The following is a 17,971-nucleotide window of genomic DNA, read 5'->3' on the forward strand; positions in this document are numbered from 1 at the left end:
ACAGGGCATGACCGTGGCAGCGCTGGAAGCCCTTGCGTTGCATGACTATCTACGCCGCGCCGATCCGCGACCCCAAGAATTCTTCCGCGCCGCGGCAACGCACATTGGGCCAACATGGGCCATGAATCAAGCCAGAGACCAGGCGCCATCACTGTCGCAACGGAAGCGTTCGCTGTCCAGGCGCCTAGCGGACTGGACCGTGAACAAAGCGCTGAAGGCCGCCGAGAACGACATCGTGCTGACCGAAGCGCTGCACCGAGTAAACAGTCTCATCGACCCGCCATCCCGGCTACGAGACCCGTCACTGATACCGCGCGTGATCTTCGGCAACCTTCGGCGCGTGGCGCGAGCTCACAGCTAGTACGCCGCAGCCTCATTCAGCGCTGCCAGCAGTCGCCGCGCCGCCGCGACTCTGCCCGCGGCGGGTCCGGTCAAGGTGTCCAATGCGCACTCAGGATCGGCGGGAGGGCCCATGTGCCCGCAGCCGCGGGTGCAGTCCTTGATCGCCTCGGACAGATCGGAGAACGCCAACATGACGTCGTCGGGTTCGATGTGGGCCAGCCCGAACGACCGGATGCCAGGCGTGTCGATCACCCAGCCGCCGAAGCTCAGTGGCAGTGCCACCGACTGGGTCGAGGTGTGCCTCCCCTTGCCGACGCCGGTCACGTCACCGATCGCCCGATCCGCTTCCGGCACAAGGCGATTCACCAGCGTCGACTTGCCAACCCCCGAATGGCCGAGCAGCACAGTAACCTTTCCGGCCAGCAGCGGCGAGACCACATCGAGCGGGTCGTCGCGGCCGGCGATGGTGATGGTGAGGTCCAGGCCGGCGAACTGCTCGGCGAACGGTTCCGGTGGGGCAAGGTCGGTCTTGGTCAGGCACAGGATGGGTTCGAGGCCACCGGCGTAGGCGGCGATCAGCGTGCGTTCGACCAAGCCGGTGCGCGGCGGAGGGTCGGCGAGCGCGACGACGACCAACAATTGGTCGGCGTTGGCGACCACGACGCGTTCGGCCGGATCAGTGTCATCGGCCGTGCGCCGCAACACCGTTCGCCGTTCGCCACGCCGCACGATACGCGCGAGTGTGTCCGGTCGCCCGGACAGATCGCCCACAACGCCGACGTCGTCGCCCACCACGATCGGCGTGCGGCCGAGCTCACGCGCCCGCATCGCGGTGACGACACGGTCGGGATCACGGCCGAGTGCACAGCCCCACCGGCCGCGGTCGACGGTGACCACCATGGCTTCGACGGCGTCGGAGTGGCCGGGTCTGGTCTTGGTTCGCGGCCGCGAGCCCCGGCCGGGCCGCACCCGGACATCGGACTCGTCGTACTCGCGAGGGCTCAATCGCCTGCCTCGGGGTTCACACCTGACCCGCCATCATGTCTTCCCACAACTGCGGGAACTCCGGCAGCGTCTTGGCCGTGGTGCCGATGTCCTCCACTTCCACACCGGCCACGCGCAGCCCGACGATGGCGCCTGCGGTCGCCATCCGGTGATCGGCGTATGACTTCCACACGCCGCCATGCAGTGGCCGTGCGGTGATGACAAGCCCGTCGGCCGTTTCCTCGCATTGCCCACCGAGCCCGTTGATTTCGGCGCTCAGGGCGGCCAGTCGGTCGGTCTCGTGGCCCCGCAGATGGGCGATGCCGCGCAACTGCGACACCGAACCTTCAACGGCCAGCGCGGCCAGCGCCGCCACCGCCGGTGTCAGCTCGCCGACGTCGTGCAGATCCACCTCGAACCCACCGTATGCCGGTGCGCCCTGCACTTCGAGAAACGAATCACCGTGGAGCACAGCCGAACCCAGCTTCTCGAGGATCGCGAGGATCGCGTCGGCTGGTTGCAGACTCGCGGCCGGCCAGCCTGTCACCCGGATGCTTCCGCCGCTGACTACCGCCGCAGCGAGGAACGGCACAGCGTTGGACAGATCAGGTTCAATGCTCCACTGCCGCGCCGCGATTGGCCCGGGGGAGACCCGCCAACGGTTGGCCTGCGTGTCGTCCACGTCCACGCCGGCGTCGCGCAGCATCGACACCGTCATCGCCACGTGCGGCGCCGACGGCACCGACTCGCCGGTGTGCACGATCGTCAGCCCGTCACTGAACGCGGCGCCGGACAGCAGCAAGCCGGACACGAACTGCGACGAGCCAGACGCATCGATCTCGACCGTGCCGCCTGCGACCGATCCCGCGCCGCGCACCGAGAACGGCAGACCATCGCCGTCGATGTCGACACCGACTCCGCGCAGCGCGTCGAGCAGCGGCGCAATCGGTCGGACGCGGGCCTGCTCGTCGCCGTCGAACACCACGGTCTCGGTGCCCAGCGCGGCGACTGCAGGCACGAATCGCAACACTGTGCCCGCGAGGCCACAGTCCACCCGCGCCCCCGCCTGCGGGGCGATGGCGCCGCTGACGGTCAGCTCGCTGTCGTCTCCGTCCACCGTGACGCCAAGGGTGCGCAGGGCGCCGATCATCAGGTCGGTGTCGCGGCTTCTCAGCGCACCGCAGATCGTCGACTCGCCTTGTGGAGCGGCCAGCGCGGCGAGCACGAGCGCCCGGTTGGTCTGCGACTTCGAGCCCGGGATGGTGACGGTGGCATGCACGGGTGTCGGCGTCGACGGTGCCGGCCAATTGCTCACGACGTCCATCCTGCCTTGTCGGTTGACCGTGCCACCATGGGATCTATGTGTGGGCGATTCGCGGTGACCACCGACCCGGCGCTATTGGCCGAGAAGATCCAGGCAATCGATGAGGCCACGTCGGCCCAGAAGGACACGACCGGGCCCAACTACAACGTCGCCCCGACCACCACGATCAGCACCGTCGTTAAACGGCACACTGAGCCCGACGACGAGTCGACGCGGCGGGTGCGCCTCATGCGCTGGGGGCTGGTCCCGCCCTGGGCGAAGAGCGCGGACGACGGCGGGCCGGACACCAAGGGGCCGCTGCTGATCAACGCCCGCTCCGACAAGGTCACGAGCTCGCCCGTGTTCCGCACGTCGGCCAAGGGCAAGCGCTGCCTGGTGCCGATGGACGGCTGGTATGAGTGGCGGCCCAACGGTGAGATGTCGTCGGGCAAGAAGGCGCCCAAGACGCCGTTCTACATGTACAGCAGTGACGGCGAACCGCTGTTCATGGCCGGGCTGTGGTCGACGTGGCGGCCGAAAGAGGCGCCGAAGGACAGCCCGCCGTTGCTGAGTTGCACCATCATCACCACCGATGCCGCAGGTCCGCTGGCCGAGATCCACGACCGGATGCCGCTGACCATCAGCAAGAGTGACTGGGACCGCTGGCTTGATCCGGATGCTCCGATCGACGAGGGCCTGCTGCGTGGACACGGCGACCTCGACCGCATCGAAATCCGCGAAGTCTCCCGGCTGGTCAACAGCATCCGCAACAACGGACCCGAGCTGATCGAGCCGGCCAAGCCGGAACCCGAACAAGCCACCCTGCTCTGACGGTTCAGCGTCGCCGTGCTGTCACCACCACGTACGGCGCGTCGAAGGACACGCGGCCGTCGGCGTGTGAATGCGCCTTCATGGCAGTCTCGAACGCAGCAAGTAGCCGCTCGCGCTGACTCTGGTCCACCCGGCTGCGCACGTCGACGTGCAACGGCGATTCGTGAGTGAGGAAGTGCATCCCGGCGTGCACTGACTCGAATTTCCATGTGTGCACGCCATTTTCGATGTCAAGGTCGCCGAAATCGGCTGACAGCCGCGCGGTGATCGTGTCCGGATCGCCCCATTGGTCCGGTGAGTAACCCGAGGCGGGAGGCGGGCCGAGAACATCGATGATCGGGGCGAAGAACGGGTTTGCCGGGTCGTGCACCCAGGACGAAAAGCCGACGGCGCCTGCGGGCTTCAGCAGGCGACTGATTTCTGCGACCATGCTCACCGGCTCGACGAAGATGATCCCCATATTCGAGACCACCGCGTCGAAGGACTGTCCGGGCAAGCCGGTGTCGGATGCATCGGCGGCTACCCAGGTGATGGATCTGCCTGCGGCCTCGGCCTTGTGCGCGCCGATGGTTATCAGCTCAGGGGTGATGTCCACGGCCGTCACCCGAGCCCCGCGGGCGGCCGCCACGAGCGCGGCGTTTCCCGTCCCGCACGCGAGGTCGACGACCGTTGCGTCGTGCATGGGCAGTCGCGGCTCGAGTGCGTCGATCACCTCGGCGGCGATGGGCGCGATGCGTTCGGCGACAGCCTCGTAGCGACCGCCGGACCAGATCGTTGGAGTGGACACGCCCACAGCGTGCCACGATTGCACGGTGACCGGACCGCCCGATCCGTACCACGCCGCGACGTCCTCGTCGCTGGTCGGTTATCCCGTGGTGTCACCGCCACTTACGCGACGGGTGCTCCTCGATCAGTTTTGGGCCGAACTCACGTTTGTCCACTGGCCGGTGGACCCCGAAACCGTGGCGCATCTGTACCCGAGCGGAACCCGACCGGATGTCTTCGTCGACGGCTTGACCTACGTCGGGTTGATCCCGTTCGAGATTCGGCGCACCACAGTGGGTACGTCGCTGCCGTTGCCGTACTTCGGCAGGTTCGCAGAGACCAACATCCGGCTGTACTCCGTCGACGACGCCGGCCGTCACGGTGTGCTCTTCCGGTCGCTGGAGACGGCGCGGCTGGCCGTGGTGCCGGTGACCCGGATCGGGCTCGGCGTGCCGTATACGTGGGCGAAGATGCGCGTGATCCGGCGCGACAATGAGATCTCGTATGCCAGCGTGCGCCGCTGGCCGCGGCGTGGCCTGTGCAGCCGGCTGACGGTCGTCGTCGGGGACAAGGTCGAACCGACGGCGCTGGAGATCTGGCTCACCGCACGGTGGGGTGCGCACACGCGCAAGGCCGGACGGACGTGGTGGGTGCCCAACGAACACTGGCAATGGCCGCTGCATGCGGCGGAGATCGTCGAGCTGCACGACGATCTACTGGAAGCCAGTGGTGTCACGCCCGCCGGCGACCGGCTGCGTGCCCTTCACTCACCGGGCGTACGAGCGAAGTTCAGCCGGCCCGTGCTGGTGCGGTAACGCTAGGGCCCCGTGTAGCCAGGGGGATTCGGCGTGTCCACCCACAGGTCCACGCCGAGGTCGGACCCTGGAACGCAGTTGTAGACCGACAGATCGGTGACGCCGGATTCCAGCAGCACGTCCTCACACAGCAGGCTATTGCCGGTGTACTCCCGGGACGGTTTGTTGAGGACGGCGTAGGCGGCGTCCGCGTAGACGTCGGGCTTGCGCGCCCGGCCCATCGCCTCCTCGCCGCCGAGCAGGTTCTGCACCGCGGCGGTGGCCACCAGCGTGCGTGGCCACAACGTGTTGGACGCGATGCCCTCATCGCGCAGCTCCTCGGCCATCGCCAAGGCGCACAACGACATTCCGTATTTGGCCATCATGTAGGCGGTCGGCTTGAGCCACTCGGGCTCCAAGCGAACCGGCGGGGACAACGTGAGGATGTGTGGATTCGCCCGACCGACCATGTGCGGAATGCATGCCTGCGAAACCGCATACGTGCCACGGACCTGGATCCCGTTCATCAAGTCGAAGCGCTTAAGCGGCACCTCGGTGATCGAGCCGAGATTGATCGCCGACGCGTTGTTCACGCAGATGTCGATGCCGCCGAACTGCTCGACGGTCGCCGCGACCGCGGAAGCCACCGAGTCGCCGTCGCGAATGTCGCCGACGATCGGCAGCGCCTGTCCGCCGGCCTCCTCGAGCTCCTTGGCCGCGGTGTAGACCGTGCCAGGAAGTTTCGGGTGCGGCTCGGCGGTCTTGGCGATCAGCGCGATGTTGGCCCCGTCGGCGGCTGCGCGCTTGGCGATCGCCAGCCCGATGCCGCGGCTCGCGCCGGAGATGAACATGGTCTTCTGCGACAAAGAGGGCGGGGCCATGGGTTCACCTTAAATTGCGCGAATGTCGGCGGTGACGGCGTTGGTGAGCCTGATCAGGTCTTGCGGGTGCACGGCGACGTCCCAGCCCCGCTTGCCGGCGCTGCACAGCACCTTGTCCCAATGCAGCGCCGTGGCGTCGACGACGGTGGGAAGTCGCTTGCGCTGGCCGAAGGGGGAAATGCCGCCGATGACGTAGCCGGTCGAGCGTTCGGCGGCGGTTCGCTCGGCCATCGCGGCCTTGGGCACCCCGAGCGCGGATGCGGCGGCCTTCAGCGACAGCTTCGCCGGCACCGGCAGCACCGCGACGCCCAGCCCCTTCGGCAGCGAGATGACGAGCGTCTTGAGGACCTGCCGCGGATCGACGCCCTCGACGCCGGCGAGCTCTTGGACCGCCTCTTCGCCGAACGCTTCGGTTCGCGGATCGTGCTTGTACTGCAACACCTCGTGGGGCACACCAGCGGCCAGTAGAGCCGCGATCGCCGGGGTTGCTGCGCGCGCCACCGGCTCAGACTAATGCCCTGCGTGCATCGGCGATTGCGCCGCTATACGGGAACAACCGGGCCCATTCGTGCTGTTATTGGGGACAGTCCGGCCCGTGGAAAGGGCCGTGTCGGTCGCAGCCTCTAGGATCGAGAGAAGGGGATTTTTGGTGCCTGCCGTATGCCTGGAACGTCCGGTGGATTTGCCGGGCCTGTTCGGAGGCGCCGTTACAGAAGGGACGGTGTTCCCCACGATGACCGACACCGACGGGTCGACGCCCGATTCGGCAGCACAGACGTCGGCGCCCGAAAGAGCGGAGAGCGACGCCGAGCTCACCGCGCGATTCGAGCGCGACGCGATTCCCCTGCTCGACCAGCTCTACGGCGGCGCGCTGCGGATGACCCGCAATCCGGCCGATGCCGAGGACTTGCTGCAGGAGACCATGGTCAAGGCCTACGCCGGCTTCCGGTCGTTCCGCGAAGGAACCAACCTGAAGGCGTGGCTGTACCGGATCCTGACCAACACCTACATCAACAGCTACCGCAAGAAGCAGCGCCAACCGTCGGAGTACCCGACCGAGGAGATCACCGACTGGCAGCTGGCGGCCAACGCCGAGCACTCGTCGACCGGTCTGCGCTCGGCCGAGGTGGAGGCCCTCGAAGCGCTTCCGGACACCGAGATCAAGGCCGCGCTGCAGGCATTGCCGGAGGAATTCCGGATGGCGGTGTACTACGCCGACGTCGAAGGCTTCCCGTACAAGGAGATCGCCGAAATCATGGACACGCCGATTGGGACAGTGATGTCCCGGTTGCACCGGGGCAGGCGCCAGCTCCGCACTCTGCTGGCCGATGTGGCAAGGGACCGCGGCTTTATGCGCGGTGAGCAGCTCGACACGCCGGAGGAGGTGTCGTCATGACCGACGACCAGTCCTCGCGCGACGAGGGTGAACGCTGGACCCCGCCGATCGGTCCCGTCGACCCGGAGCATCCCGAATGCGCCGCGGTGATCGCCGAGGTATGGACGCTGCTTGACGGCGAATGCACGGCAGAGACCCGCGATAAGCTCAAGCACCATCTCGAAGAGTGCCCCGCATGCCTTCGGCACTACGGGGTCGAGGAACGGGTCAAAACCCTGATCGCCAAGAAATGCAGCGGCGAAAAGGCACCCGAAGGGCTACGCGAGCGGCTGCGAATCCAGATCAGCCGCACCACGATCATCCGCGGTTAGCGCACCGCTTTCGAACCGCAGTTCGGCCGCTTGCCGTGATTGGCTTTGGAGTGCTTACGATCGCGCTTCTTACGGCCACGCTTGGCCATGGTCATCCTCCGTGTCGTCAGGGGGTTCGTGGGGCCCACATTCAGCGGGCGCGTCCGCTACATCTTCTCATGGCCCGGCGACAGCCCCGCCCACCCGGGGTTGTGGTTCGATATGAGCGGCTGGCATGCGGAGCCGGTGCTGGCGACATGAGACTCCGAAGGGGTGAAGATGGCCGAGGATGTTCGCGCCGAGATCGTGGCCAGCGTGTTGGAGGTCGTGGTTCACGAGGGCGATCAGATCGGTGAGGGCGACACCCTGGTGCTGCTGGAGTCGATGAAGATGGAGATTCCGGTGCTGGCCGAGGTGGCGGGCACCGTCAGCAAGGTGAGCGTGTCCGTTGGCGATGTCATCCAGGCCGGCGACCTCATCGCGGTGATCAGCTAGCGCAGCGCTAGCCGCGCCGCCGAAGTAGCCCCCGATGTCCACCCTCGGTGACCTGCTCGCCGAGCACACCGTCCTGCCCGGCAACGCCGTCGACCACATGCACGCCGTTGTGGGTGAGTGGCAGCTGCTGGCCGACCTGTCCTTCGCCGACTTCCTGATGTGGGTGCGCCGCGACGACGGTGTGCTGGTGTGTGTCGCTCAGGTCCGCCCCAACACGGCGCCCACGGTGCTGCTGGCCGATGCAGTCGGCACGACCGCAATAGCCGACGAGATGCCCGTCGTAGCCGCCGCTTTCACATCCGGCACGATAGGCCGCGAAATCCCTGGGGGACAACGGGATTCGCATATGCCCAATGCGGCTGGAGCGGGGCCTGGCCTCAACGTGGAAGCCGTGCCGGTGCGTTACAACAACGAAGTGGTGGCCGTGTTGACGCACCAAACCGCACTGGCGTCGCGCAAGGCCAGCCCGCTGGAGAACGCCTATCTCGACTGCGCGCGCGATCTGCTGCTGATGCTGTCGGAAGGGACCTTTCCCAACGTCGGCGATCTGGCGATGTCACGGTCAAGCCCTCGTGTCGGCGACGGCTTCATCCGGCTCGACGGGGCCGGTGTCGTCGTGTTTGCGAGCCCCAACGCGATTTCGGCCTACCACCGGATGGGGCTGGCGTCCGAACTCGAGGGACACAACTTGGTCAGCGTGACTCGTCCGCTGATCTCCGATCCGTTCGAGGCCCAGGAACTGGCCAACCACGTCCGCGATTCACTTGACGGCGGATCCAGCATGCGCATGGAGGTCGACGCTGGCGGCGCAGCCGTGTTGTTGCGCACGCTGCCGTTGGTGGTGCACGGCAAGGCTGTTGGGGCGGCGGTGCTGATCCGCGACGTCACCGAGGTCAAGCGTCGCGACCGCGCCCTGCTTTCCAAGGATGCGACGATCCGCGAGATCCATCATCGGGTGAAGAACAACCTGCAGACCGTCGCGGCGCTGTTGCGCCTGCAGGCGAGGCGCACCAACAACGCCGAGGGGCGCGAAGCGCTGATCGAGTCGGTGCGACGGGTGTCGTCCATCGCTCTGGTGCACGACGCGCTGTCGATGTCGGTGGACGAGGAGGTCAACCTCGACCAGGTGGTGGACCGGATCTTGCCGATCATGAACGACGTCGCGACGGTCGACACTCCCATCCGCATCAGCCGCGTCGGCGATCTCGGGGTGCTTGACGCAGACCGCGCCACCGCGCTGGTCATGGTGATCACCGAACTCGTACAGAACGCCATCGAGCACGCGTTCGACACCTCCACCCAGCAGGGCTGCGTGACGATCCGCGCCGAGCGGTCAGCACGGTGGCTCGACGTGGTGGTTCACGACGACGGCCGCGGGCTGCCGGACGGTTTCAGCCTGGAGAAGTCCGACAGTCTCGGCCTGCAGATCGTGCGGACGCTGGTGTCCGCGGAGCTGGACGGCTCACTGGGCATGCACGCCGTGCCGACGGGCGGCACCGACGTGGTGCTGCGGGTGCCGATCGGCAGGCGCGCGCGACTGGCACAGTAGTCAGCGGCGATTGCAAAATGTCCATCACTGACGCAATTTTGGACAAATTGCATTTGCACATAATTACGGCCCCGACATTTGTCGGGGCCGTAACCTTTCGTTCTCGGGTTTGGGGTCCTAGACCCCGCTGCGGGCCTTGGTCCGAGCGTTGCGCCGCTTGAGCGCACGCCGCTCGTCTTCGCTCATTCCGCCCCATACGCCCGCGTCCTGGCCCGAATCCAATGCCCAGGTAAGGCACTCGGTGGTCACCGGGCAGCGGTTGCATACGAGCTTCGCGTCAGCAATCTGTGCAAGTGCCGGTCCACTGTTTCCCACCGGGAAGAACAGTTCCGGATCCTCATCACGACAGACCGCCTTGTGGCGCCAATCCATTTTCTCTAACTCCTAACTGAGTGCGCAGCAGGGCGCACGAGTATTTTCTTCGGCTGTTAACGCGTGCATACGAAATGTTTCTGCACTGTTGCATCCGAGTTTTTCACAGGCTGAACAGATGTCAATAGAACTCAGTTCACACGTGGTCAATCTCACTAGCGGGGCCTGTTCCCAGGCCACTTACCCGTTTGTACTACACTAAACCCACTTGCGCCCTGAATTGCCCCTGTGAATGCTATTAACGCAGGTCAGAAGGGGTCTTTGCGGGTGGTGCGACGACGCCCAGGGCATTCGGAACCGATGTGAACGTCATCTCTTGACGCGGTCCGAGGAAGTCTCCATCGATCTGACACGCCACCGGCGTGTCGCTCGTCACTCGCAGCCACGGCAGATCGTCGTCTCGGATCAGGTGCTTGGCGGCCAACTTGGGCTTCTTCGCCAACATCTGCCGGACCATCCGCAGGTTCGCCCAGACGTTCATGCTGGTGATCGCGAAAACGCCGAGACCGGCCTCGAACGTTGTCTCGGGGTTCGTCCAGACCGGACGCGTGTTGGCGTACGTCCATGGGCTGGAGTTCGACACGAACGCGAAATGCACGCCCGTCACCGGATCCCGGTCGGGCAGGTGCAGCGTCAACTCCGGATCCCTGCGCGCATTGGTCAGCATCTCGCGCACCGCGACGCGGATGTATCGCGAGGCGGTGACCTTGCGGCCCTTGGCGCGCTGCGCCTCGACAGCGGCGACCACCTCGCCGTCCACCCCCATGCCTGCCGTGAACACCCCCCAGCGTTCGCCGCAGTCCATCAGGCCGATGCGCCGCCAGGACTTGCGCCGACGGTAGTCCGACAGCTCGTCGACGAGCTGGTTCGTCGCCGCGATGGGATCCGGGCTGATGCCGAGTGCGCGGGCGAACACGTTGGCCGACCCGCCGGGGACCACACCGACCGCGGGCGCAGACCCGTTCACGCCGACCTCGCCGAGAATGCCGTTGACGACTTCGTTCACCGTGCCGTCGCCGCCGTGGATGATCAGCACGTCGATGCCATCACGAGCGGCGTCGCGGGCGATCTCGATGGCGTGGCCGCGATGGTCGGTATGGGCGACGGTGAGTTTGACCCGGCTCTCGAGTGCGTGGGCCAGCAGGTCGCGCCCGGCGGGGGTGGTCGACGTGGCATTCGGGTTGACGATCAGCACGGCGCGCACGGGGGATCAGCCTATCCGTGCGAGATGTCCAGTCGTATCAGTGCAGGTACCGTACGGGCGTGACCGATCGGCGCCGACTGCTCCTCGTCAACGGGCCCAACCTCAACCTGCTGGGCAGCCGTGAACCCGAGATCTATGGCACGGCCACCCTTGCCGAAATCGAGAAGCTGACCACCGCCACCGCGGCGGAATTCGGGCTCGATCTGCGTGCCGTGCAGAGCAACCATGAAGGCGTGCTGATCGACGAGATTCACCGGGCGCGGGTCGACTGCTGCGGCGTGGTGATCAATGCAGGTGCGTTCACCCACACCTCGGTCGCGATCGCCGACGCATTGGCGGCGGTCGACCTTCCAGTCGCCGAAGTGCATCTGTCGAACATCCACCGCAGGGAGCCGTTTCGCCACCATTCGTACATCTCCGCGGTGGCCGAGATGGTGGTGGTCGGTGCGGGCGCGGAGGGCTACGCGGTCGCGGTCCGACACCTGGCCAGGGAGAGCCGGCCGTGACCGTCCCCGCTCCAACGACCGTGCGTCAGGCCGCCGTGCTGGTGGCGCTCGAGGGTGTGGCCGGGCTCGCAGCGGCGGTGGTCTATTTGGTCAGCGGCTTCTCGGGCGCAGACCAGCCGGGCCTGAACTTCTTCGGCACAGCGGCGTGGTTCGCGATCATCGGGTGCGGTGTGCTCGCGGCGGCGTGGGCGCTATGGACCGGGAGACGCTGGGGACGCGGGGTGGCGGTGTTCGTTCAGCTGCTGTTGTTGCCGGTGGCGTGGTACATCGCCGTCGGCTCGCATCAATGGTTTTACGGCGTCCCCGTCGCAGCCATCGCGCTGATCACGCTCGTGCTGTTGTTTAGCCCTTCGGCGTTGCAGTGGGTGGTGGCGGCTCAGGATCGGCCGGATTCGCCGGCGAGCGCCGACAATTCGGGGCCCGACACCCGATAGGTGATCCATTCCTGCTGGGGCTTGCCGCCCACGGCGTCGTAGAGGGCGATCGCGTTGACGTTCCAGTCAAGCACCGCCCACGACAACCTGGTGTAGCCGCCGTCGACGCATTCGCGGGCCAGCGTCGCCAGCATCTTGCGGGCCAGGCCACGCCTGCGGAAACGCGGACGCACGTAAAGGTCCTCGAGGTAGACCCCGGCAACGCCGTCCCACGTGGAGAAGTTCCTGAACCACAGCGCCCCGGCGGCCGCCTCACCGTCCACCTCGGCGATATGCCCGAAAACCGTGGGCGGATCACCGAAAAGCGCTTCGCCGAGCTGACTTTCGGTGACGGTACATTCGTAACTGGCGTTCTCGAACTCGGCCAGCTCGTGGATCATCGCGGTCAGCTCCGCCTCGTCGCCGGGTCGCGCGCGACGGATGTGCTCGGTCATGTCTCGACTCCCACTCGGTCCGGTCCTCGCTCGTTCCTCGCTGCGATCCTCACTCGCGGTCGTCTTCGAAAGTCATGGCTCAACTCCAAGGGCCGACAAGATGGTGTTGAATTTCGTTGTGGTTTCGGCGACTTCGTCGTCCGGATCGGATTCGGCGACGATCCCGCCGCCAGAGTGGGCGTCGACGGTGCGCCTATCGGCCGACAGCTGGGCGCAGCGGATCGACACCACCCAGCGTCCGTCGCCACGTTGGTCACACCAGCCCACCGCGCCCGCGTAGAAGCCGCGGTCACCCTCGAGCTCGTCGATCAGCTCCGCAGCAGCCGCGGCGGGAACGCCGCCGACAGCTGGCGTGGGATGAAGAGCGATCGCCAAATCCAATGCAGTCGTGGATCTTTCGCGCAGATGGCCCTTGATCGGTGTGGACAGGTGCCAGACCGCCGCGGTCTTGGACAGCTGCGGTTCCTGCGCGATCTCCAAGTCGGAGCACAACGGCTCCAGGGCATCGCGCATCGCGTCGACAACCAGCTGGTGCTCGTGGCGGTTCTTCTCGGATGCGGCCAGGGCTGCGCCGCTCGCCTCGTCGGCATCTGGGTCCGTCATTCGTGGCGCCGAGCCCGCGAAGGGCCGGCAGATCACCTGTTCGCCGTGGCGAGCCACCAACAGCTCGGGACTGGCACCCACCAGTGCGGCACCCGAATATCCGCCGCCGGCCGCGGTCAGGTCCACCAGATAGGCATTGGCGGTTGGGTCGGCGGCGATCAGGCGATCCACAAGCGTGCGCGCGTCAAGCGGCCCGTCCGCGACCATCCGCAACGCTCGGGCCAGCACCACTTTGTGCAGCGCGCTCGCTGGATCTCGCAGGCGCTTCAATGCCGCCCCGATCCGCGACCGGTGCTCGTCGGGATCGGGGACGGTCTGGGTGATCCGCACAGTTGGCAGTTGGCGCAACGGCCACGTCGGCAACGCGTCGAGGAACTGAACCGACTGCGGGCGAATCAGAGCGGTGGGCTTGGAAAGGTCAAATGGCAAGGCGCCCACAATGATTGGTGTGCTGTGCGACGCAAGCGCGGCGCGCGCATCGGACAGTTTCGGAAACGCGGTATGCACCCCCTCGGCGACGACCGCGCTACCGCGGCCGAGGACGAAGACCGGTTCGCGTGTCACCTTGGCTTACACGGATCCGCGTAGCCGGTCAGGCCCTGCGCGATGATCTGCGGAACACCGTGTTCGAAGCCGAGCACCGCAATCGACGCCGGTGCCATCGCGAACCGGATTCCCGTTGGCACAGGCAACTCGACCCAGCGCGCGATCACCGAGCGGGAAAAGTGCGCATGACCGACGAACACCACGTCGCGCGACACCATGTGCCTCAGCGCCAACTCGACGGCGCCATCCGCGCGTGTGGTGACCGCCGCGACGCTTTCGCCGCCCTCGGCGCCGTGCGTCCAGATCAACCAGTCGGGCACGGTCTCGCGGATCTCGGGGGTCGTCAGTCCTTCGTACTCGCCGTAATCCCATTCCTGCAGAAGCGGAGACACCTCGTTGACGGTCAACCCGGCCAGCTCGGCGGTGTGCAGGGCGCGCCGCATCGGGCTGCTGATCACCAGGGGGTCGACCAGTTCCAGCTCGGCGAGCGCCTCGGCGGCGAGCTTGGCCCGGTCACGGCCTGTCTCGGTGAGCTCGAGGTCGGTATGACTGGTGTGCCGGCCGGACCGCGACCACTCCGTTTCGCCATGACGAAGCAGGAGCAGGCGGTGCTGCAGGACGCTCACGCTCACCGATTCTGCCGCACGGCCGGTCGCGGTGTCCGTGCACGTGCCAGGATGAACATCGTGACGCGGGTACTAGCGGTCGCCAATCAAAAGGGTGGGGTAGCCAAAACCACGACGGTCGCGTCGTTGGGCGCGGCGATGGAGGAGAAGGGCAAGCGAGTCCTGCTTGTCGATCTGGATCCGCAGGGGTGTCTGACGTTTTCGTTGGGCCAGGACCCCGACAAGCTGGCCGTGTCGATCCACGAAGTGCTGCTTGGCGACGTGGAACCCGACGCTGCGCTCGTCAATACGTCCGAGGGGATGGCGCTGCTGCCGGCCAACATCGACCTGGCAGGCGCGGAGGCCATGCTGTTGATGCGAGCGGGCCGCGAATACGCGCTCAAGCGCGCCCTTGCCAAGGTCGGCGGCGACTACGACGTGGTGATCATCGACTGCCCGCCGTCGCTCGGCGTGCTCACACTCAACGGGCTGACCGCCGCGGACGACGTGATTGTGCCGCTGCAGTGTGAAACATTGGCGCACCGCGGCGTCGGCCAGTTCCTGCGCACGATCACCGACGTCCAACAGATCACCAACTCCGACCTGAAACTGCTCGGCGCATTGCCCACGTTGTACGACTCGCGCACCACGCACAGCCGCGACGTGCTGCTGGATGTGGCCGACCGCTACGACCTGCCGGTGCTGGCGCCGCCGATCCCGCGCACAGTGCGGTTCGCCGAGGCCAGCGCGTCGGGCGCGTCGGTGCTGGCCAGCCGGAAGAACAAGGGCGCGCACGCATACCGCGAACTGGCGACGGCGTTGCTCAAGCACTGGAAGAACGGCAAAGCGCTGGCGACCTACACGCCCGACATCTAGTGATTTGTGTGCGTTTTTTGCGCTCACCGCATTGCGCTCACCGCAACGGAACGCATACAAAATCGCGCCTAACCCAGCGCGACGAGCGTGTCACCGCGCTGTTCGAGAACCGTCGACCCCGCCACCGCAGGCACCACCGGCTCGGAACTCGGCGGACGCCTCAGCGGAATGTGGCGCTCGCCCTTGCCGCTGTCGGGGTCGAAGACGTCGTAGCCGTCGGTGACGGGAACAAGCAGCAGGCCGGCCATCACTGTGGCGGGGCCTAGCGGAACGTTTTGGCCCGCGGGCGTGACGGTGTATTTGTAGCGAAGACCGTTGGCGGAGAACACCATTACGTCCTCGCCGGTCCACCAGGTGATCAGATCCCCGGCGCGCGACATCGTGGCATTGGCCGACGGCGCCTTGGTCAACAACGTGCTCGCGACCGTGGCACCGGTCTCGTCGACGATGTTCACCATCGGCTTCGGTGTCGGCACGTATACCGCGGTCGTGGTTTCCGAGACGGCGATCACCCGCGCACCCGACTCGTCGGTGATTCCTGGCTGCGGCACGTATTTCAGCTCGGGGGTGTCTTCTTCGTCGGAGGGCCGCAGCAGCGTCAGCCGTAGGTCCGCCTGGCCGGGGCAGGATTCCAGCACCGACACCGCGGTGGAGCTGGCCGCCGCCGACACCAGCCGGCACACCGGGGAGGCGGGCGTTCCGGGTTTGATCCGCGCGTCGATCGATCCGTAGGACAGCATCCTGACCATGTCGGAGCGCCACATCTCCAGCCGGCTGTCGCCTGCCGACAGCACGGTGGTGCCGTCAGACGACAACGTCACCTCAGGATCGGAGTATCCCGTGCGGCTGGGGCCACGCCGTCCGGTCTTGGAGTCGATCGTGCTGACCTGCCCGCAGCCACGAACGTCGGGGTAGACCGCGACCGCGTAGTGATACACCCAGGTGACACCACACAGGTCGAGGTCGCGTGCGTAGCTCCACAGCGAGTCGCCGGTCGCCGGGTCGCGGCCGTCGACGGCACGACCATTTCCGGTCACCACTGAGCCGGCCACCACGAGCGGCGACGTCGTCTTCGCGCTTGGCGCCGTCCACAGCTCACGCAGCGTCGTGGGCAGCACTTTGGCCGGTGTCAGATTGGGCACCGGCGTCACGGCGGGCCTGCTATTGGTGGCCCGTGCGTCACTGGTCCACCAAATGAGCGCGGCGACAACAGCGACCACCACGACGATCGCCAATGCTGCCACCACGTCGGCCCGGGTACGGCGTTCGGGTTTGACCATCGGGTGGCGGGAGCCTCGCTAGCTGGTGCTGGCTGCCGCGGCCTTGCGCGGACGACGCCGACGACGGCGCCGGCCGGCCTGCGCTGCGTCGCCGCCGTCCTGATCGTCGGCGGCAGGCGCGGCCTGCTCGGTCACGGCGTGGCCGTCGACCTGCTCGCCGCCACGGGTGCGCCGGCGGGTCCTTGTGCTGCGTCGGGCGGGCCGCTCGGCGGACTTCTCCGCAGGCGCGCGCTTGGCCCGCGTCTTGCGCGGTTCGCCGACGGTACCCGTGGTGTCGGCGGGGATGTTCAGCTCTTCGTACAGATGCGGCGAGCTCGAATAGGTCTCGGCAGGGTCGGGGGTATTGAGGCCGAGCGCCTTGTCGATCATTTCCCAGCGGGCCAGCTCATCCCAGTCGACCAGCGTGACCGCGATTCCGGTCTTGCCTGCGCGGCCGGTGCGGCCGATGCGGTGCACGTAGGCCTGGTCGTCCTCGGGGATCTGGTAGTTGATGACGTGGGTGATGTCGTCGATATCGATGCCTCGGGCGGCGACGTCGGTGGCCACCAGCACGTCGACCTCGCCGGTGCGGAACGCCTTGAGCGCCTTTTCACGGGCGGCCTGGCCGAGATCGCCGTGCACGGCGCCGACCTTGAATCCGCGCTCGGCGAGTTCGTCGGCGACCTTCTGGGCGGTGCGCTTGGTGCGGGTGAAGATCATCGTCGCGCCGCGCCCGTCGGCCTGCAGAATGCGGGCGACCAGTTCGACCTTGTCCAGCGCGTGCGCACGGTAGGCGAACTGCTCCGTCGTGTCGTGGGTGGCCGCCGAATGTGGCGCCTCCGCCCGGATGTGGGTGGGCTGGTTCATGAACGTGCGGGCCAGCGTGATGATCGGGTCCGGCATGGTGGCCGAGAACAGCATCGCCTGCCGTTCGGCGGGGATCTGGCGCAAGATGCGCTCGATGTCGGGCAGGAAGCCGAGGTCGAGCATTTCGTCGGCCTCGTCGAGCACCAGCATCGACAACCCACCGAGCTGCAGGTGGCCCTGCTGGGCGAGGTCGAGCAGCCGGCCGGGCGTGCCGACGACGACGTCGACGCCCTTCTGCAACGCTTCGATCTGCGGCTCGTAAGGCCTGCCGCCGTAGATCGATGTGACGGTCAGCTTGCGATCGCCGGCCTTGAGGTGCTTAGCCGCGGTCGCCAGATCGCTGGACACCTGCAGGCATAGCTCGCGAGTGGGGACCACGACCAGCGCCCTGGGGATACCCGACAGCTCACGCTCGGCGTCGGTGGTGATCCGCTGCAGCAGCGGCACGCCGAAGGCCAGGGTCTTGCCCATGCCGGTGCGGGCCTGGCCGATCAGGTCGTCGCCCGCCAACGCGAGCGGCATTGTCAGTTCTTGGATAGCAAACGGATGTTCCTTGCCATCTTCGGAGAGTGCGCGGACGATTTCGTCGCGAACTCCGAGTTCAGCAAAGGTTGGGTTGAGATGCGTCATACGCG

General features: G+C 66.7%; 22 protein-coding genes and 1 pseudogene. 10 read left to right on the plus strand and 13 right to left on the minus strand.

Features of this window, described 5'->3' with window-relative positions; genetic code table 11:
* Positions 1 to 361: pseudogene (locus VFH65_RS17150) on the plus strand (FAD-dependent oxidoreductase); the annotation flags it as partial.
* On the opposite strand, the gene rsgA reads toward VFH65_RS17150, so the two are convergent.
* Positions 358 to 1,347 (minus strand): ribosome small subunit-dependent GTPase A, encoded by a 990-nt coding sequence (gene rsgA, locus VFH65_RS17155; RefSeq protein WP_353323051.1) that lies wholly within the window; start codon positions 1,345 to 1,347, stop codon positions 358 to 360. The pseudogene VFH65_RS17150 and the gene rsgA sit on opposite strands and share 4 nt — an antisense overlap.
* Before the next feature lie 16 nt (positions 1,348 to 1,363).
* Positions 1,364 to 2,650 carry a 3-phosphoshikimate 1-carboxyvinyltransferase gene (gene aroA / locus VFH65_RS17160; RefSeq protein ID WP_353323053.1) on the minus strand — a complete coding sequence of 429 codons (1,287 nt, stop codon included), beginning with the start codon at positions 2,648 to 2,650 and terminating at the stop codon, positions 1,364 to 1,366.
* 36 nt (positions 2,651 to 2,686) lie between these two features.
* On the opposite strand from aroA, the gene VFH65_RS17165 reads away from it, so the two are divergent.
* Positions 2,687 to 3,460 (plus strand): SOS response-associated peptidase, encoded by a 774-nt coding sequence (locus tag VFH65_RS17165; protein ID WP_353323054.1) that lies wholly within the window; start codon positions 2,687 to 2,689, stop codon positions 3,458 to 3,460.
* Positions 3,461 to 3,464: 4 nt separating this feature from the next.
* Here VFH65_RS17165 and VFH65_RS17170 read toward each other — a convergent pair whose 3' ends face one another.
* Positions 3,465 to 4,247, minus strand: coding sequence for a class I SAM-dependent methyltransferase (locus tag VFH65_RS17170; protein WP_353323056.1), 783 nt, complete (start codon positions 4,245 to 4,247; stop codon positions 3,465 to 3,467).
* A 25-nt stretch (positions 4,248 to 4,272) separates the two neighbouring features.
* On the opposite strand from VFH65_RS17170, the gene VFH65_RS17175 reads away from it, so the two are divergent.
* On the plus strand, positions 4,273 to 5,040 hold the full coding sequence (locus VFH65_RS17175; RefSeq protein WP_353323057.1) for a YqjF family protein: 768 nt from the start codon (positions 4,273 to 4,275) through the stop codon (positions 5,038 to 5,040).
* A gap of 2 nt (positions 5,041 to 5,042) precedes the next feature.
* Here the strand turns inward: VFH65_RS17175 and VFH65_RS17180 are convergent, their stop codons facing one another.
* Entirely contained in the window at positions 5,043 to 5,900 is an 858-nt protein-coding gene (locus tag VFH65_RS17180) for an SDR family oxidoreductase (protein WP_353323059.1), read from the minus strand.
* Between the two features lie 9 nt (positions 5,901 to 5,909).
* Positions 5,910 to 6,401 (minus strand): aminoacyl-tRNA deacylase, encoded by a 492-nt coding sequence (locus VFH65_RS17185; protein WP_353323060.1) that lies wholly within the window; start codon positions 6,399 to 6,401, stop codon positions 5,910 to 5,912.
* Between the two features lie 232 nt (positions 6,402 to 6,633).
* Between VFH65_RS17185 and VFH65_RS17190 the strand changes: the two genes are divergently transcribed.
* Both VFH65_RS17190 and rsrA read left to right on the plus strand, forming a co-directional pair.
* Positions 6,634 to 7,296, plus strand: a complete 663-nt coding sequence (locus VFH65_RS17190; protein ID WP_353323086.1) for a sigma-70 family RNA polymerase sigma factor — start codon at positions 6,634 to 6,636, stop codon at positions 7,294 to 7,296.
* Positions 7,293 to 7,607 carry a mycothiol system anti-sigma-R factor gene (gene rsrA, locus VFH65_RS17195; RefSeq protein ID WP_353323061.1) on the plus strand — a complete coding sequence of 105 codons (315 nt, stop codon included), beginning with the start codon at positions 7,293 to 7,295 and terminating at the stop codon, positions 7,605 to 7,607. Before VFH65_RS17190 ends, rsrA begins: the two co-directional genes overlap by 4 nt.
* Here rsrA and VFH65_RS32075 read toward each other — a convergent pair.
* Positions 7,604 to 7,696: a 50S ribosomal protein bL37 gene (locus VFH65_RS32075; protein WP_372238633.1), complete on the minus strand. Its 93-nt coding sequence runs from the start codon at positions 7,694 to 7,696 to the stop codon at positions 7,604 to 7,606. The two genes, rsrA and VFH65_RS32075, sit on opposite strands and share 4 nt — an antisense overlap.
* A gap of 169 nt (positions 7,697 to 7,865) precedes the next feature.
* Between VFH65_RS32075 and VFH65_RS17200 the strand changes: the two genes are divergently transcribed.
* Entirely contained in the window at positions 7,866 to 8,081 is a 216-nt protein-coding gene (locus tag VFH65_RS17200; RefSeq protein WP_006245864.1) for a biotin/lipoyl-binding carrier protein, read from the plus strand.
* A 34-nt stretch (positions 8,082 to 8,115) separates the two neighbouring features.
* On the plus strand, positions 8,116 to 9,630 hold the full coding sequence (locus VFH65_RS17205; RefSeq protein ID WP_353323063.1) for a sensor histidine kinase: 1,515 nt from the start codon (positions 8,116 to 8,118) through the stop codon (positions 9,628 to 9,630).
* A gap of 117 nt (positions 9,631 to 9,747) precedes the next feature.
* On the opposite strand, the gene whiB1 is transcribed toward VFH65_RS17205, so the two are convergent.
* Complete coding sequence (gene whiB1, locus VFH65_RS17210; protein ID WP_015305418.1) at positions 9,748 to 10,002, minus strand: transcriptional regulator WhiB1; 255 nt, start codon at positions 10,000 to 10,002, stop codon at positions 9,748 to 9,750.
* 238 nt (positions 10,003 to 10,240) lie between these two features.
* On the minus strand, positions 10,241 to 11,206 hold the full coding sequence (locus VFH65_RS17215) for a diacylglycerol/lipid kinase family protein (RefSeq protein ID WP_353323065.1): 966 nt from the start codon (positions 11,204 to 11,206) through the stop codon (positions 10,241 to 10,243).
* Positions 11,207 to 11,265: 59 nt separating this feature from the next.
* Between VFH65_RS17215 and aroQ the strand changes: the two genes are divergently transcribed.
* Positions 11,266 to 11,712, plus strand: coding sequence for a type II 3-dehydroquinate dehydratase (aroQ, locus tag VFH65_RS17220; RefSeq protein ID WP_353323067.1), 447 nt, complete (start codon positions 11,266 to 11,268; stop codon positions 11,710 to 11,712).
* A complete protein-coding gene (locus tag VFH65_RS17225) occupies positions 11,709 to 12,146 on the plus strand; it encodes a hypothetical protein (protein ID WP_353323068.1) in 438 nt (145 codons plus the stop codon). The genes aroQ and VFH65_RS17225 overlap by 4 nt, the downstream gene beginning before the upstream one ends.
* Here VFH65_RS17225 and VFH65_RS17230 read toward each other — a convergent pair.
* The 3 genes from VFH65_RS17230 to VFH65_RS17240 all read right to left on the minus strand — a co-directional run bounded on the left by VFH65_RS17230 (position 12,089) and on the right by VFH65_RS17240 (position 14,355).
* A complete protein-coding gene (locus VFH65_RS17230; RefSeq protein ID WP_353323069.1) occupies positions 12,089 to 12,580 on the minus strand; it encodes a GNAT family N-acetyltransferase in 492 nt (163 codons plus the stop codon). The two genes, VFH65_RS17225 and VFH65_RS17230, sit on opposite strands and share 58 nt — an antisense overlap.
* A 72-nt stretch (positions 12,581 to 12,652) precedes the next feature.
* On the minus strand, positions 12,653 to 13,747 hold the full coding sequence (locus tag VFH65_RS17235; RefSeq protein ID WP_353323070.1) for an isochorismate synthase: 1,095 nt from the start codon (positions 13,745 to 13,747) through the stop codon (positions 12,653 to 12,655).
* Positions 13,744 to 14,355 (minus strand): acid phosphatase, encoded by a 612-nt coding sequence (locus VFH65_RS17240; RefSeq protein ID WP_353323071.1) that lies wholly within the window; start codon positions 14,353 to 14,355, stop codon positions 13,744 to 13,746. The genes VFH65_RS17235 and VFH65_RS17240 overlap by 4 nt, the downstream gene beginning before the upstream one ends.
* 51 nt (positions 14,356 to 14,406) lie before the next feature.
* On the opposite strand from VFH65_RS17240, the gene VFH65_RS17245 reads away from it, so the two are divergent.
* The gene (locus tag VFH65_RS17245; protein ID WP_353323073.1) at positions 14,407 to 15,210 is read left to right on the plus strand and encodes a ParA family protein; all 804 of its coding nucleotides are present in this window, start codon (positions 14,407 to 14,409) and stop codon (positions 15,208 to 15,210) included.
* A 68-nt stretch (positions 15,211 to 15,278) separates the two neighbouring features.
* Here VFH65_RS17245 and VFH65_RS17250 read toward each other — a convergent pair whose 3' ends face one another.
* Positions 15,279 to 16,490 carry a hypothetical protein gene (locus VFH65_RS17250; protein WP_353323074.1) on the minus strand — a complete coding sequence of 404 codons (1,212 nt, stop codon included), beginning with the start codon at positions 16,488 to 16,490 and terminating at the stop codon, positions 15,279 to 15,281.
* Positions 16,491 to 16,508: 18 nt separating this feature from the next.
* Positions 16,509 to 17,966, minus strand: a complete 1,458-nt coding sequence (locus tag VFH65_RS17255; protein WP_353323075.1) for a DEAD/DEAH box helicase — start codon at positions 17,964 to 17,966, stop codon at positions 16,509 to 16,511.
* Positions 17,967 to 17,971: the final 5 nt, after the last annotated feature.

The organism is Mycobacterium sp. (assembly GCF_035697385.1).
GTDB lineage: Bacteria > Actinomycetota > Actinomycetes > Mycobacteriales > Mycobacteriaceae > Mycobacterium.

Excerpts from the sequence above, each read along its gene's own strand:
- aroA (WP_353323053.1), bottom strand. The coding sequence starts at position 2,650 with ATGGACGTCGTGAGCAATTGGCCGGCACCGTCGACGCCGACACCCGTG.
- VFH65_RS17245 (WP_353323073.1), top strand. The coding sequence starts at position 14,407 with ATGAACATCGTGACGCGGGTACTAGCGGTCGCCAATCAAAAGGGTGGG.
- VFH65_RS17255 (WP_353323075.1), bottom strand. The coding sequence starts at position 17,966 with ATGACGCATCTCAACCCAACCTTTGCTGAACTCGGAGTTCGCGACGAA.
- VFH65_RS17230 (WP_353323069.1), bottom strand. The coding sequence starts at position 12,580 with ATGACCGAGCACATCCGTCGCGCGCGACCCGGCGACGAGGCGGAGCTG.
- rsrA (WP_353323061.1), top strand. The coding sequence starts at position 7,293 with ATGACCGACGACCAGTCCTCGCGCGACGAGGGTGAACGCTGGACCCCG.
- VFH65_RS17205 (WP_353323063.1), top strand. The coding sequence starts at position 8,116 with ATGTCCACCCTCGGTGACCTGCTCGCCGAGCACACCGTCCTGCCCGGC.
- VFH65_RS32075 (WP_372238633.1), bottom strand. The coding sequence starts at position 7,696 with ATGGCCAAGCGTGGCCGTAAGAAGCGCGATCGTAAGCACTCCAAAGCC.
- VFH65_RS17200 (WP_006245864.1), top strand. The coding sequence starts at position 7,866 with ATGGCCGAGGATGTTCGCGCCGAGATCGTGGCCAGCGTGTTGGAGGTC.
- whiB1 (WP_015305418.1), bottom strand. The coding sequence starts at position 10,002 with ATGGATTGGCGCCACAAGGCGGTCTGTCGTGATGAGGATCCGGAACTG.
- VFH65_RS17190 (WP_353323086.1), top strand. The coding sequence starts at position 6,634 with ATGACCGACACCGACGGGTCGACGCCCGATTCGGCAGCACAGACGTCG.
- VFH65_RS17250 (WP_353323074.1), bottom strand. The coding sequence starts at position 16,490 with ATGGTCAAACCCGAACGCCGTACCCGGGCCGACGTGGTGGCAGCATTG.
- VFH65_RS17165 (WP_353323054.1), top strand. The coding sequence starts at position 2,687 with ATGTGTGGGCGATTCGCGGTGACCACCGACCCGGCGCTATTGGCCGAG.
- VFH65_RS17180 (WP_353323059.1), bottom strand. The coding sequence starts at position 5,900 with ATGGCCCCGCCCTCTTTGTCGCAGAAGACCATGTTCATCTCCGGCGCG.